Annotated in this window: 11 protein-coding genes; 4 read left to right on the top strand and 7 right to left on the bottom strand. The window is 35.4% G+C overall.

Annotation, left to right across the window (positions count from 1 at the left end):
- Positions 1-104: 104 nt before the first annotated feature.
- Both CW751_RS10120 and lpdA read left to right on the top strand, forming a co-directional pair.
- A complete protein-coding gene (locus CW751_RS10120) occupies positions 105-2,375 on the top strand; it encodes a T9SS type A sorting domain-containing protein (RefSeq protein ID WP_101334889.1) in 2,271 nt (756 codons plus the stop codon).
- A gap of 1,320 nt (positions 2,376-3,695) precedes the next feature.
- Entirely contained in the window at positions 3,696-5,087 is a 1,392-nt protein-coding gene (lpdA, locus tag CW751_RS10115) for a dihydrolipoyl dehydrogenase (protein ID WP_101334888.1), read from the top strand.
- Positions 5,088-5,183: 96 nt separating this feature from the next.
- Here lpdA and CW751_RS10110 read toward each other — a convergent pair whose 3' ends face one another.
- Both CW751_RS10110 and CW751_RS10105 read right to left on the bottom strand, forming a co-directional pair.
- Positions 5,184-6,890 (bottom strand): T9SS type A sorting domain-containing protein, encoded by a 1,707-nt coding sequence (locus tag CW751_RS10110; RefSeq protein ID WP_101334887.1) that lies wholly within the window; start codon positions 6,888-6,890, stop codon positions 5,184-5,186.
- 130 nt (positions 6,891-7,020) lie between these two features.
- Complete coding sequence (locus CW751_RS10105) at positions 7,021-7,539, bottom strand: lipocalin family protein (protein WP_101334886.1); 519 nt, start codon at positions 7,537-7,539, stop codon at positions 7,021-7,023.
- Positions 7,540-7,875: 336 nt separating this feature from the next.
- Here CW751_RS10105 and CW751_RS10100 point away from each other — a divergent pair, with 336 nt between their 5' ends.
- Together CW751_RS10100 and CW751_RS10095 are read left to right on the top strand one after the other, a co-directional pair.
- Positions 7,876-9,150, top strand: a complete 1,275-nt coding sequence (locus CW751_RS10100; RefSeq protein ID WP_101334885.1) for a chloride channel protein — start codon at positions 7,876-7,878, stop codon at positions 9,148-9,150.
- Between the two features lie 92 nt (positions 9,151-9,242).
- A complete protein-coding gene (locus tag CW751_RS10095) occupies positions 9,243-9,881 on the top strand; it encodes a hypothetical protein (protein WP_101334884.1) in 639 nt (212 codons plus the stop codon).
- 156 nt (positions 9,882-10,037) lie between these two features.
- On the opposite strand, the gene CW751_RS10090 is transcribed toward CW751_RS10095, so the two are convergent.
- From CW751_RS10090 to CW751_RS10070, 5 genes are all read right to left on the bottom strand, one after another.
- Positions 10,038-10,739 carry a tRNA1(Val) (adenine(37)-N6)-methyltransferase gene (locus tag CW751_RS10090; RefSeq protein WP_101334883.1) on the bottom strand — a complete coding sequence of 234 codons (702 nt, stop codon included), beginning with the start codon at positions 10,737-10,739 and terminating at the stop codon, positions 10,038-10,040.
- Between the two features lie 40 nt (positions 10,740-10,779).
- Positions 10,780-11,313, bottom strand: a complete 534-nt coding sequence (gene rimM, locus CW751_RS10085) for a ribosome maturation factor RimM (protein ID WP_101334882.1) — start codon at positions 11,311-11,313, stop codon at positions 10,780-10,782.
- Between the two features lie 22 nt (positions 11,314-11,335).
- The gene (locus CW751_RS10080; protein ID WP_101334881.1) at positions 11,336-11,959 is read right to left on the bottom strand and encodes a 30S ribosomal protein S16; all 624 of its coding nucleotides are present in this window, start codon (positions 11,957-11,959) and stop codon (positions 11,336-11,338) included.
- 210 nt (positions 11,960-12,169) lie between these two features.
- Positions 12,170-14,053, bottom strand: a complete 1,884-nt coding sequence (locus CW751_RS16120; protein WP_101334880.1) for an ABC-F family ATP-binding cassette domain-containing protein — start codon at positions 14,051-14,053, stop codon at positions 12,170-12,172.
- Positions 14,053-14,625 (bottom strand): DUF4293 family protein, encoded by a 573-nt coding sequence (locus CW751_RS10070; protein WP_101334879.1) that lies wholly within the window; start codon positions 14,623-14,625, stop codon positions 14,053-14,055. The genes CW751_RS16120 and CW751_RS10070 overlap by 1 nt, the downstream gene beginning before the upstream one ends.
- Positions 14,626-14,725: the final 100 nt, after the last annotated feature.

Here is a 14,725-nt window from a genome sequence, read left to right as displayed (position 1 = left end):
TTAGTCATTAAGCAACCAAAACACATTATTCATCGTTATTAATTGTAACTTTGCAGTTGTAGAGACAAAAATAGACTGATTGATAATTAACAGACAACTATAACATGGAAAAAATACTTACACTACTCATTACTTGTTGCTTTTTTGCAACAGGATTTAATCAAAGTAGCACCGAAGCTTTAGAAAAAGCTAAACCTAATTTAACAACAATAAATGAACAAAGTACTTACCCTAAAGATATAGCGGCAAAGTATAACCAAATGGATTATTCAAATCACCCTGATTTTGGTGTTCTTCCTAAAGACGAATTTGAAGGGTATTTTGAGGTTTTGGACAAAAGAACTGAAACGTCAAGGTTTTTTAGGAGTATTGATAATCCTAATAAGTTTTATATCACAAAATCCAATGTCCCATTACATTATGAAAAAGATGGTTTTCTACGTGCGATAAATCCATATTTATACAAAGATAGCGAGGGCATATATATAGCTAAGAATCAAAACCATCCTACAATTTTAGATGTTCACAATCTAAAAACTGGTATTAAAGGAGATGAAAACACCTTGTATTTTAACAACTTTAAGTTACACGTGCTCTATCTAGATGGCAGTTCTGAAGTTTTTAATGCCAATTGGGACGATAGGACAATTGGTAATGAAGGTATTTATATTACGAATGTTTTTCCGAATATGGATTTAGAAATTGTATATAAGCAAAGTAGAATAAAGAGTACATTTAAAGTCAAAGAAAAAATGCCCAATATATCATCTGCTCAACTTATTGATCAATTATCATTTGAGGAACAAGAATTAAATTTAAACTTCTTTAAAGGAGACACTATAGATAACTCATACTATGGAAGTATTGGTGTAGGTGGATCAATTGAACAGCCTGACTACATCTATAGTTCCACAGTTGTTTACGATAATTCTGCAAACAGATCACATACTTTTCACCTTCCTTATACAATCAATAATAGCAATCATCAAATCATTACACAAATTGATGAAAAAGTGCTCAATAACGATACTTTAACCTATCCCGTTTCTATTGACCCAACAGTAGAGTACGGTTGGTTTTCTGCTTTAGGTAATAAGTTCTCTATTGAACAAATCCCCTACTATTGTTCAAGAAGTTTATCCCTCATCTTTCCTGGTGGAGCCACCCCTACTGATTTTTCAACACAGTGGGAGCTGCATACAGGCCGGGTGTGTCAAAGTGCACTTTATCAAGGTTGGTTGTCAGATGCCAATGTATGGATAACCTCTAGTTGTGGATCAGAAACTCCTGTAGGTGGAGGTATATCTGGGAGTACAGTATATGGTTGGTTATGTTCTGGATGTGATGATCCTGGACCTTGGAGCCCAACTCTCCCTTTTAATATCGGAGAAGAACAAATGGTAACATGCTACCCTCCCTCATGCAACGACCAGATCATGTCATTCGATTTTAACATAACAGGAACTAATAATTATTCTCAATGTTTATGTCAGCAATTTAATCCTTCAAATAACTCTTACGAATCAAACATTGTTGTTGATGGATGGGCGGTTCGCGTTCAAGGCCGCACTTTAGAAACCCTCGGAAACCCACTAACAGGAAATGGTAACGCAACTATTGCACCAGTCAGCTGTTCAGGCGGAAACGTTACCCTCGACCCTACACCAGAGTATGGTGTTCCAGGTTATTCTTATTCATGGAGTACTGGTGCCTCCACGCCAACTATCTCTATTCCACCCTACCCTTACAACGGGCAAACAGTTACAGCAAACGTAACAGATGCTTGTGGAACGGTAAGAACTGCACAATTTCAAATCCAATGTCCTTTAGCAGTTTCTCTCACAGCGTTTAATGTGGAGAATCTGGGTAAAAGTGTGCTCCTCGAATGGACCACAGAGACGGAAACAGATAATGATTATTTTCAAGTGTATCGTTCACAGGACGGAAAAGAATTTAAAATGCTGGAAAAAGTTAAAGGTGCAGGAAATTCAAATCAGACTTTACACTATCAATTTAAAGATGAACGTCCATTGCTTGGCGTATCCTACTATAAATTAGGAATTGTAGATATGGATGGGAATACAGAGTATACAGACATTAAAACAGTTCAAAGAAACAGTGAAACAGAAACTATTCAGTTAATCCCAAATCCTGCAAATGAAAAAGTAGCAATTGCCTTTGCGTTTCCAACTGATGCTAAATATGAAGTTAAAATTATTGACGCACTCGGAAAAGAAAAGTTTGTCAGCAATAAAGAATTTAAAAAAGGAATGCAAACAATTAACGTAAACACAAAAGATTTCAGTAATGGTGTTTACACCGTTTTAATTGTCACCAAGAACAATGTTAATTCCGCGCGATTGATTATCAATTAACCCGTATTCCAAGACAGGGTCTTTTGTAACATAAAATAGCTAACTTCATCGACTAAGTCGAATTTTTTAGATTGAATTACACCTGACGCTGAAGGTGTCAAGTAATTATAGCCCCGTGTAAGCGAAGCGCAACGCGGGGCTATAAATATCGGTATAATTCTTTTTGGCGGCATTTTTGTCGCGTAGCAAAACAAAAATGATGACAAAAAAAATCGTGACTCAAAATATTACCTGTATTCTAAAGTAGCGGGGCTTTTGTGATATAAAATAGCTGATTTTAGTAACTTAGTCAAATTGTCATAAAGAACAATGTTAATTCCGCGCGATTGATTATCAATTAACCCGTATTCCAAGACAGGGTCTTTTGTAACATAAAATAGCTAACTTCATCGACTAAGTCGAATTTTTTAGATTGAATTACACCTGACGCTGAAGGTGTCAAGTAATTATAGCCCCGTGTAAGCAAAGCGCAACGCGGGGCTATAAATATCGGTATAATTCTTTTTGGCGGCATTTTTGTCGCGTAGCAATACAAAAATGATGACAAAAAAAATCGTGAATCAAAATATTACCTGTATTCTAAAGTAGCGGGGCTTTTGTGATATAAAATAGCTGATTTTAGTAACTTAGTCAATTTGTTAGATAGAATCATTAACTCCTTTAGTCGTTGAGCTCGCGGGCTCGGTTCATGCGATTAGCTTTGTTTAGATACAAGATGTTTAACTTTATAGTTATACATTTGCATTACAATAAGTTATCCGCATAATAAATGCACAAAGACAATCGCAAGCAGTACCCCAAATTTGGGTATGTAAATGATTTTAACCCGAATTATTCACCAATCTTAAAGTTTAAGAATATTAACATTTGTAAGTCAGTATTTTAACTGTATTTCCTGTAAAATTTGAGAAACCCATTTTTGGGTATTTGTGTATTTGTAAGATTTTGATTTAATTTTGATCTATTCGTCGTTACAAGCCCCGCGAAATATACATATATTACTTTAGGTCTTGTGCCTAGAATAGATTTAAAATTAAATGCATGAATAATCCGGGTTAAACAAACAATGTAAATGATTGAATATTTGGTTTTTTTGCATTGATCACAAAAAGCGGTGAATACTGCGTGTTAAGATTTGATCCTTACATAAAATATGGATAAGGTCTGTTAATTTACAACAGGGCTTTTCTTTTAATTAAAAGGAAGACAAACATTTTTATTAGGCTTTCTTATTTGATGTTTAAAAATTCTGCATCATTATCCGCTTTTTAAGGCTTAAATCATTAAATTCGCACTACGAAATTTGAAAAATCTAAGAATATGAGTTACGATATTATTGTTGTTGGAAGTGGACCAGGCGGATATGTTACCGCAATCCGCGCTTCACAGTTGGGATTAAAAACAGCTGTAGTTGAAAAAGAATCTCTTGGTGGAGTTTGTTTGAACTGGGGATGTATTCCTACGAAAGCTTTACTAAAAAGTGCTAATGTATTTGATTACTTGAATCATGCAGAAGATTATGGTATTTCTGTTAAAGAAGCCAAAGCAGATTTCGGAAAAGTAATCAAAAGAAGTCGTGGTGTAGCCGAAGGAATGAGTAAAGGTGTTCAATTCTTAATGAAGAAGAACAAAATTGATGTCATCAACGGATTCGGTAAAGTGATCGCTGGAAAGAAAGTAGAAGTTACTGATGACAAAGGTAAAAAGGAAACTTACGCTGCATCGAAAGGTGTAATTATAGCCACAGGAGCTCGTTCTCGTCAATTGCCAAATCTTCCACAAGACGGAAAAAACATTATTGGATATAGAGAAGCAATGTCTTTAGAAAAACAACCTAAGAAAATGGTCGTTGTAGGTTCTGGAGCGATCGGAATTGAGTTCGCTTATTTTTACAACTCATTAGGAACCGATGTAACAGTTGTTGAATTCCAAGATAGAATTGTTCCTGTTGAAGATAAAGATGTATCGAAAGAGTTAACTAAAAGCTTGAAAAAACAAGGCATTAAAGTAATGACGAGTTCTTCAGTTGAGAAAGTTGACGTAAAAAGCGGTAAATGTACAGCTCACGTGAAAACCAAAAAAGGAGAAGAAACCATTGAATGCGATGTGGTATTGTCTGCAGTTGGTATTGAAGCAAACATTGAAGGAATTGGACTTGAGGACGTAGGAATTGCTACAGATAAAGGTAAAATCTTAGTGAATGACTACTACCAAACAAACATACCAGGTTACTATGCGATTGGAGATTGTGTTCCTGGACAAGCATTAGCTCACGTAGCAAGTGCTGAAGGGATTCTTTGTGTTGAGAAAATTGCTGGACACAACCCAGAGCCTTTAGACTACAACAATATTCCAGGATGTACGTATGCATCTCCTGAAATATCTTCTGTAGGATATACCGAAGAACAAGCAAAAGAAGCTGGATATGAATTGAAAATCGGAAAATTCCCTTTCTCAGCTTCTGGTAAAGCAAGTGCTGCTGGAGCAAACGAAGGATTCGTTAAATTGATTTTTGACGCCAAATATGGAGAGTTATTAGGTGGTCACATGATTGGAATGAACGTAACGGAAATGATTGCTGAATTAGTTGCAGTTAGAAAACTTGAAACAACAGGTGAAGAATTGATTAAAACAGTTCACCCTCACCCAACAATGTCAGAGGCTGTTATGGAAGCGGCTGCGGCTGCTTATGATGAAGTGATTCATTTATAATGACAATCAATATTATACATTAAAAAAAGCGGGAAACTTAATTGTTTCTCGCTTTTTTGTTGGTTAATAATTTGTGGTAAATCAATTTTACGCTGGCTACTGAATAACAATACGAAAACTGCTCATTACACGGTCAATTTCCATCAATACAATATATGTTCCTGCCGCTAAAGAACGGGTATTTAGTTCATACAAGCCTTCCTCAATTTCTGTGTATTGAATCTGCATTTCTTTTCCTAAGACACTCATTATTCGTATATCACTGATTTGTTTATCCGTTTGGATAGTCAACTTATCCTGTACCGGATTTGGATAAAGTCTAATTTTTTCATTTTTCTCAACTGATATCCCTGTGGTTCCATTTACCGTTTTTTCAATAACAAATTCGCAACCAGCTGCATCAGTAACAACAACTTCATAAGTCCCAGCACATAAATCTGTGGCTAAGGCTTGATTGTTTCCTGAAAGCTGAGTCCATGCATAACTATACGGTGAAACTCCGCCTGCAACAATTAACTGAATGCTTCCATCACAATTTCCATTAGGGTCAGGAGCAACGAAAGAATTTACCATAAGCGCTTCTGGCTGACTAACAGTTACACAATAAGCATCTGTCTCTCCTAGATCATCAGTTACCGTTACACAATACGTTCCTGCAGATAAATTAGTCGCCGTTGCTGTTGTTTGGTTGTTGGCATTGGCATCCCATAAATAAGTATAAGGCGCTTGTCCTAAATTAGGTGTTATCGAAGCTTCACCGTCTGAACCACCATTACACGAAACTTTCTCTTGTGAAGGAACCAAAGCCAAACCATTTTCGGTTGGATAAGTAACATCAACCTTCAACTCTACAGGTAAATGATCAGACATATAGTACAAAGCACGAACAACATTTCGTGGATACATACTATTCGAACCCGACATCAAATTCGAATTATAATGATTTCCATCATTTCCTACAGCACGGTAGCTTCCTGTTTGATATTCAATATTATCAGTGTTGTTCATCACGTTTTGAGAAACTAAAATTTGATCAAAGCGATCATCCATCCCCCCTTTTGAGCCACAGTCATAATTTTGGCTCAACCTTGTAGATTGCGTATGGATTTCAGAGTAAGAAGATGTATTGTTCCAATCTCCAGGCATATTAATCGGATCTTTCAAAGCAAAAGGACCAGATGTTAGATTTTTATACCCGTCATCGTTAGAACTGTATACATTCATATCTCCACCCACAAAAATATTTCTATCTGTTGGTCGTGTAGCAATATAATCCATTAATACCTGGGTTTGTGTTTCTCTTTGTGCTTCACTTGAAGTTGAATTTCCTGCCTTTAAATGCATCATAAAAACCTCAATGAATGTAGTATCATAAAAAACACTCAAATTTGGATCTTTCAAATACAAAACATAATGGTCAATATCACGAGGCGAACTTACAACCACATGCTGTTCTTTTAGCACAAGTTTATCGGTATTGTAAAACATCGCGTTGTGCAAATACCCACTTCCACTAAAAAGCGCAGCAGCATAGTTTGTATTTCCATTTCCGTTTAACGCATCATTTAAAACAGCATCAACTCCCGCTTGAGTTTGCACCTCGCAAGCAACAAAAATATCGGGTTGCAAATAATCTGTAATTTTCTTTAAAGTATCTGCACGATTAGGAACGACAGTGTTGTATCCACAATCATCTCTTCCATCTGGAAAATTTAAAAGGTTATAAGAAACGATAGATAAGGTTTCATCTTGAGCAAAAGCAAGCGTTGAAACTGTAAAAAATAGAATAAAAATATATTTCATCTTGCAAAAGTAAACAATTTCTCTACGAAAACAGTTAGTTCACGAATCATCATTTCCGAAACATTTGAATGGAGTAAATCGTGAATAACCAAAACGATACACCCTATTGAGAAAGTACATAGTTCACAATTCAATTACCGTCGTGACTCACCCACACCAAATTCTCAGTTTTATACCCAATTTCTCGTGCCTTTTGAATATACTTTTCTTTAATTTTGTTGGGAAGGCTTGGCGTTCTCGACAAAATCCATAAATATTTCAAACTTTCTCCAGCCACTAATGCATATTGGTAATCTTTATCCAATTCAATCACATTGTATCCAGAATAAAACGGTCCAAAGAAGGATACTTTTAACATTGCTGTTTCAGCATCTTTCACAAACTTTGCTTTCCCTTCAGCTGAGGTCCATTCTTTTTTGACATAGTTATAGCCTTTGTTGATGACCTTAATCGTTCCGTCCTCATTTTTAGAGTATTCTGCTGTCGTATTGTTTAGGTTCTTTTCAAAACGAAAATCAAAGCGTGCTATTTCATACCATTTTCCTAAATATTGGTCAGCATTAAATCCTTTTACTGCTTCTGCTTTTTTAGGAATAGTTGCACAACCAAATAAACTTAAAAACAACCCCATAATCAGTAATTTATTCATATTATCTATTTATTTAAAGTTACAATTTTAATCATCAAATCACCAACAAATCTTATTTATTTTGGAGCCGTAATCCATCTACCACTGCTAGTTGCCTTCTTACCTAGTGGTTTCTATTGCTCAGCAAAAGAGCTTCCGGTGGTCGCTTTTTCCTGTTTTAGAAAACAACAAGGCAAAGTTCAGCAAGCTATCCGTTTCCGCTGGCGGCCTTATCTACCCTGAACTAAACAACAGCTTTTCATACAAACCAAAACATTAAAAGAGTAAAACCTCTATTTCTCCCTTAACAAATTACTACATTCGCATTTTTTAATCAGTAAAAGACCTTTTATAGTTGTGAAATTAAAAAGTAGAAGAAAGCTTGTTAATTATTTAAACATATTGGATCAGCCCATTCGGTTCAACCCATTCTTATTTAGCCGTACTTTTTTCCTGTGGGCAATATTAGGATTATTGGGTGGACTTATTGCTGGAGTCTATTGGATTGTTTTAGAAGTTGTAATTGGCTTCTTAGGTCAGTTTGAAGGATGGCTCGTTGTTCCAACTATGACAATATCAGGCCTATTAGCAGGATTAATCATTCACTTGATTGGAGACCCTGGAGAAATATCACTAATTGTCAACAACATACGCTTCAACAAGGGGAAGCTTGACCCCAAACGCAATCCTTCCATGATTTTATCCTCTCTTTTATGTGTGGGCTCAGGTGGAAGTTTAGGTCCAGAAGCACCCCTTGTTCAAGTTACAGGCTCAACTGGAACCTGGCTAGGCAAACTCTTCCGATTGAAAGGAGAAGAACTACGTTCGATGAGTATTGCAGGAATGGCCTCAGGTTTTACCGCATTATTTGGTGCACCACTAGGCGGAAGTTTATTCGCTTTAGAAATCTTGCACCACAAACACGTAGTTCAATACTATAGAGCTATTACACCTGCTTTGGTTTCAAGTTTATTTAGTTATATGGTATTTGCTCTGATTATAAGTCTTGGCTTAGGTGCACTTTGGGAGGTACCTGTATACGAATACAAAGGCATGTTCGACTTTGGCTTGGCAGTTATATATGGAGTAATAGCTGCGGCTGTGGGATGGTTTTTCATTTACTTAACCAAAGGCTTTAAAAAGATTTTTGAATGGAAAAAACTTCCAATTTATATCAAAATGATGATTGGAGGAATCTTTCTAGGCTTCATTTCTTACGCTTTTCCAATTACGCGTTACTTTAGTCATTACGAGGTCAATGAATTACTTACGACTTCTTATACCGTAACTATGCTGTTCGCCATTTTATTTTTCAAAATTACAGCGATATCTATTACAGTCACATCTGGTTGGCGCGGTGGGTTTATCATTCCTTTGTTCTTTGTAGGCGCAACGACAGGATTAATTATCTCAGAACTCTTTCCTCATATTAATACTTCGTTGGCTATTATCTGTAGCATGGCAGCGATTAACGCTACTGTAACCCGCACGCCAATGAGTACAACCATTTTAGTAGCAACCTTAACAGGATTCACCTATTTAATTCCTATTTTATTTGCAAGTTTAACAGGATATTTCTTGGCACCCAAACTGCCGTTTATAAAAGCACAATTAAAAAACACAGCTGGTTAACGCAACATACGAATAATAACTTCAATTGATTATGAACCTTTTATGTGCTTATTTTATATATTTATTTTATATTTGAATCTAAAATAATTATCATGAGAAACTATATATTACTACTTATTACATTTTTTGTTATCGGAACTGCAAGTAATTTAAAAGCCCAAGTTGTTAAGAAAGATGATATAATTATTGATACCTATTATGGATTTCCCAACTTGTACACCGTTATTTTAAAAGGCGCTGCATTAAATTCTGGCTATGAAAAAGATGTAACCGTGAAAGGCATCGGTCCTTTGGGACTTAGAGGTGAATACATGATTAGTGACAATATTGGTTTAGGTCTAGAAATTGGATTCAACAATACTAATTTATCGTATAAAGAAGATGTGGAAGAATATAATTCAAATACGAATGAGTACTATACAAAAACGTATACATATGAATATAACACACACAAACCTGGTTTTATGTTTAGCTTCAACTACCACTTTTTAAAAGGTGCTGATAATTTTGATGCTTATTTTGTTGTAGCAGCCGGATACGCAAAAAGAAAAATTAGTTTTAAATCTAATAACCCCAATTCAATAAACGACGTTGGAGTTGGTCTTTTTCCCATTGCAGCTAAAATTGGTGTCGGTGCCAGATACTTTTTTACTCAAAACCTAGGTCTAAACGTTGCTTTAGGACTTGGACAAGGTGGAATTATAAATGGTGGTTTATCTTTCAAATTATAATACTAGAAAAACAATCTATTTGACTTCAATACCTTTCCAGGGTGCGCGATTACAATAAATAAGCGATTGAAATAATGATAAGTTGCTTTTTTTTTAGCATCAGGTTAAAACATCATAAAAAAAGGGTGAATCAAACAGCAGTTAACCCTTGAAGAATTAGAGTTTATTAAAATGAAATTCCTTTGTTAGGGTTTTATAAGCTTCAGTATATTCATTTTTCAAATTGCGAATTGTTAAACTTGTAACCTCAGGAACACCTGAACCATTCTCTTTTGATAGAGCCAAAATATCTCGTACATGGTGATTTGGTTTTCCGAAAATTTTAATTCTTTTTACAAGTGTAAGTTTCTCGTTAAATTTTAATAGAGCATCCGTTCGTTCTTGAGGCAAGATCAACCAAAGTTCTCCTGTGGATGTTAACAGTTTAGTTGCATGCAAAACTAATTTTTCGACAGTCATTTCGCCTTCATGTCGTGCTAAGCTACGCAATTTATTACGTGAAGGCATTTTTGTCTTAAAAAAAGGAGGATTTGAAACAATTAAATCAAACTGATGTTCTGGCTTATAGCTTAAAAAATCACCATTAACAACACGAAAATTATTCAAAAACCCACTATTTTTAAAGTTATAATCTGCCAATTTGGTTGTTTCCGAATTAATATCTAGCCCTGTGATTTCAGCACTTGGATTATACTGAGCCAACATGAGTGCAATTACACCTGTCCCTGTTCCAACATCAAGAATATTTTTGGCTGAAGTAAATTTTAAAGATGCGCCCAACACCATGGCATCCGTTCCCACTTTTTGAGTTGCCCCAGCTTGATGAATATTAAATGCTTTAAATTTAAAAACGGACATAAGGAATTATGGTATAACTAGAAAAGCTTTTATGGTGATATCAGCTTAAATACATCTCAATCAGCCCTGGGTTTGCTTTTACATGAAGTTCTTTTTGCACTCTATCAACACGCTGAACCAAATCATTACCTAAAGGTAAAAGCACTTCTTTGTTTAACTTTTCATTTTGAATTTGCAGAAGAGGGTTCACTTTATAATCCAAAACCTGAACAATAGCTCCTACTTCTCCGTAATCTTCATCAACAACTGTAAAACCAACAACTTCATGATCATAAAATTGTTTTCCAGAGAGTTTTGGTAAAATTTCTAGTGGTAAAAACAGATCACATTTTAGAATTTGACGTGCGTCATTCTCAGTATCGACCCCCTCGAATTTAACTTTAGCAAACCCTTTACCTTTCATGGTTATGCGTTCAATAAAAAAGGGCGTTAAAATACCATCTACGTCAATGTAAACAGCATCAAGAGTGGAATAGTCGTTAGGATTAGTTACATCAAAAAAAAGCGAAACTTCACCTTTATAACTGTGAAGTTTCGCTACATAACCTAGATTAAAGCAATCTGTTTTGTTCATTTTTTCAAACGATTAACAAGATTTACTTTTTTTCATCTTCTTTTGCATCTTTTGCTTTTTCCTCTACGGGATCCTTTTCTGGAGTAGGTACAGGAGTTTCTGTAGCTTCAGCTGCTGCTTCTGGAGTTGCATCTGATTCTTCTGTTGATTCCTCAGCAGTTTCTTCTTCAGTCACTTCCTCTTCTTCTGGTGCATTTTTAGCTGCAATTTCTTTAGCACGTGCTTCGTTTGTCGCTTTTTCAGCTGCTAAACGATCCTCTGCTGCTTTTTTCATTGCTGCTGAATGTCCATCAGATTTTTTTGAAATCTTAGCTTCTTTATCCTTCAACCATGCTTCAAATTTCTTTTCAACATCAGCTTCTGATAAAGCTCCTTTTGCTACACCTTTCATCAAGTGGTTTTTGTATAACACACCTTTGTACGAAAGTAACGCACGCGCTGTATCAGACATTTCTGCACCTGAAGAAACCCATGTTAATGATCGATCAAAATCGATATCAATCGTAGCTGGGTTTGTATTAGGATTGTAAGTTCCTAATTTTTCAATAAAGCGACCATCACGCTTAGAACGTGAATCTGCTACTACTACGTGGTAAAAAGCATAACCTTTTTTACCGTGTCTTTGCAATCTAATTTTTGTTGCCATAATGTTTTATTGGTTGGAGTACGAAACTCCTATTAATAAATATATAATATAATTAAGGGTGCAAATATAAAGAGAATAAATTAGAATAGGATACTTTGATCTACTTTTTCATCAAAAACCTGCTTCTCACTCTCCCTATTAAGATTGAGCATAGCGAAAATCTTAACCTCTCCCTATTCCTTTTGATTTTTGCGCAGCAAAAATCAAATCTTAAACAAATTCCGCCAGTTCCATCCAACGTTCTGTTTTCTTTTCCAAGTCCTGCATTAATTCACCAAGCTTCCTACTTGCATCATTCATTTCCTCAGATGTAGCTCTTCCTTCAGAAAGGATTTGTGTTAATTTTTCTTTTTCAGTTTCCAATGCCTCAACTTCACTATCTAACTTTTCGAATTCTAGCTTTTCTTTGTAACTTAATTTTCGTTTAGAGACTTCTTCCACTTTCTTTTTCGGCTTCACCTCTTCTTTAGGTAAACTCACTTTTTCTTCACGTTTTTGTGCTTGCGTTTCTAGTAGTTCTTTCTTTTGCTTGTCTCTATACGATGTATAGTTTCCTGTGATGTCTTTTATCTTACCTTCTCCTTCAAAAACAAAGATATGATCCACCATTTTATCCATAAAATAACGGTCGTGAGAAACAACAATCAAACATCCTTGAAAGTTTTTTAAATAATCTTCTAAAACTCCTAAAATATAAATGTCAAGATCATTAGTTGGCTCATCCAGAATTAGAAAGTTGGGATTGCTCATCAAAACCTTCATCAGTTTTAATCTTCGGCGTTCTCCCCCACTCAATTTATAAACATAATTGTAGTGCATGCTTCTTGGGAAAAGAAACTTTTCTAGAAACTGTGCAGCCGACATTTCTCTACCTTTTTCTAAAGGAATGAATTCGGCAACATCTCGGATAACATCAATCACCTTCATGTTCTCGTCGACTTCAATATTTGCCTGAGAATAATACCCGAATACAACTGTCTCACCTATAACAACTTTCCCCGCATCTACTTGTTCTTCTCCAGTAATTATGCGTAATAAGGTTGACTTCCCAACTCCGTTAGGCCCAACAATTCCCAAACGCTCTTGACGTTTAAAGGTATACGTAAGTTTTTCCAGAATCTTTTTGTCTGGATACGATTTTGAAACATTGTGAAGTTCCAAGATTTTAGTACCTAATCGCTCCATTTTAATCGGAATCTCTAACTCTTCTTTACGTAAGTTTTGACTCGCTACTTTTTTGGTATCTTCAAACGCTTCAATTCTTGCTTTCTGTTTTGTCCCACGTGCTTTAGGCTGACGACGAATCCACTGCAGTTCTTTTTTAAATTGACTTCTTGCTTTTCCAACTTCAGCCGCGGTGTTCTCTTCTCTTTCAGCTTTCTTTTCTAAATAATATGAAAAATTTCCTTTGTATTTATACAATTGTTCGTCTTCCAATTCATAAATCACATCAGTAATTACTTCTAGGAAATAACGGTCGTGCGTCACCATAAAAATGGTAGATTTAGATTGAGAGAGGTATTGCTCCAACCATTCAATCATGTCTAAATCTAAATGATTGGTAGGCTCATCTAAAAAAAGAAAATCAGGTTCAGCAATAAGCACCTTTGCAAGTGCTACACGTTTACGTTGACCTCCAGAAAGGGTACTCACTTTAGCATCGTGATTATCCAATTTTAATTTCGACAAAATCTGCTCAACTAAACTATCTAAATCCCAGGCATTTAATTCAGAAATAGTCTCAAAAAGCGCAGCCATTTCTTCTTCATTATTTTCTTTAACCGCTTTACTGTACTTTCTAAAAGCATTTAGCTTAGGCAAATCATGATCAAAAACCTCTTCATAGATACTATTCTCCGGATTCAAATCATCGGATTGCTGTAAATAAGCAATGCCAATGTTATTTCGAAATACAACGCGTCCGCTATCATAAGGTTCTTCACCAATTAGGCAACGTAAAAGTGTTGACTTTCCCGTTCCATTTTTAGCCACCAAAGCAACTTTTTGACCTTGGTCTATACCAAAAGTCAGGTCCTCAAAAATCGTACGATCACCATACGTTTTGGTTAACTCTTCAACAGATAAATAATTCATTAACGGATACGATCTATAGATTTAATCAGTCGCAAATCACGACGAATTCCAATATTGGCTAAAAAAGAAAATGCCAAAGCAATAACAATACAGTAGAAACCAAAACCAAGCTGAGTATTCACAATATAATCAGCAGAGTCTGGCATATTTGAACTGCGCATCAAATTATAAAAAACGATTGTTACACCAAATACAAGGAAATTCATGATAAATAAAATCCTTCCTAACTTCAATTGCCTTTTTAAGTTTTTAAATCCAAACAAAACAACGACTGTTAGCATGGATAGCAAAATAGTTATTGAATAAAAAGGAAAATAAAATGTGGGAATACCTTCCATTTCTGCTACGAAATCAACTCTATCTGTTGCGCTTCTCAACAAATTAAGATTTTGATCAGATAGCTCACCCTCAATATAAACGTCCTTCTGAACCCCGTAAACATTTCCGTGGCTTATCATTTCGAATTGATCTTTTTGTTGCACTTTAGTTACAAAAACATCAGTTCCTACACTTAAGAATATTAAAGCTATCAAAGTGAGTAACAAATAAATGGATTGAACACGTTGAATCATAGTTTGTTTTTTGTGCGAAGATAATGTTTTTTTGTTGATTTTTCGTATCAGTCAATCACCTAAGAGAATAAGAAATGAAGATAAATCACAAGGGATACCA

Origin of the sequence: Brumimicrobium salinarum, from assembly GCF_002844555.1 — a bacterium.
GTDB lineage: Bacteria > Bacteroidota > Bacteroidia > Flavobacteriales_D > Crocinitomicaceae > Brumimicrobium > Brumimicrobium salinarum.
Note: the sequence above shows the minus strand (reverse complement) of the source record. Positions and strands in the feature narration are given on the sequence as shown.

What these genes read in the sequence shown, in the direction of transcription:
- CW751_RS10120 (WP_101334889.1), top strand. Translation starts at nt 105, where the DNA reads ATGGAAAAAATACTTACACTACTCATTACTTGTTGCTTTTTTGCAACA.
- lpdA (WP_101334888.1), top strand. Translation starts at nt 3,696, where the DNA reads ATGAGTTACGATATTATTGTTGTTGGAAGTGGACCAGGCGGATATGTT.
- CW751_RS10110 (WP_101334887.1), bottom strand. Translation starts at nt 6,890, where the DNA reads ATGAAATATATTTTTATTCTATTTTTTACAGTTTCAACGCTTGCTTTT.
- CW751_RS10105 (WP_101334886.1), bottom strand. Translation starts at nt 7,539, where the DNA reads ATGAATAAATTACTGATTATGGGGTTGTTTTTAAGTTTATTTGGTTGT.
- CW751_RS10095 (WP_101334884.1), top strand. Translation starts at nt 9,243, where the DNA reads ATGAGAAACTATATATTACTACTTATTACATTTTTTGTTATCGGAACT.
- CW751_RS10090 (WP_101334883.1), bottom strand. Translation starts at nt 10,739, where the DNA reads ATGTCCGTTTTTAAATTTAAAGCATTTAATATTCATCAAGCTGGGGCA.
- rimM (WP_101334882.1), bottom strand. Translation starts at nt 11,313, where the DNA reads ATGAACAAAACAGATTGCTTTAATCTAGGTTATGTAGCGAAACTTCAC.
- CW751_RS10080 (WP_101334881.1), bottom strand. Translation starts at nt 11,959, where the DNA reads ATGGCAACAAAAATTAGATTGCAAAGACACGGTAAAAAAGGTTATGCT.
- CW751_RS16120 (WP_101334880.1), bottom strand. Translation starts at nt 14,053, where the DNA reads ATGAATTATTTATCTGTTGAAGAGTTAACCAAAACGTATGGTGATCGT.
- CW751_RS10070 (WP_101334879.1), bottom strand. Translation starts at nt 14,625, where the DNA reads ATGATTCAACGTGTTCAATCCATTTATTTGTTACTCACTTTGATAGCT.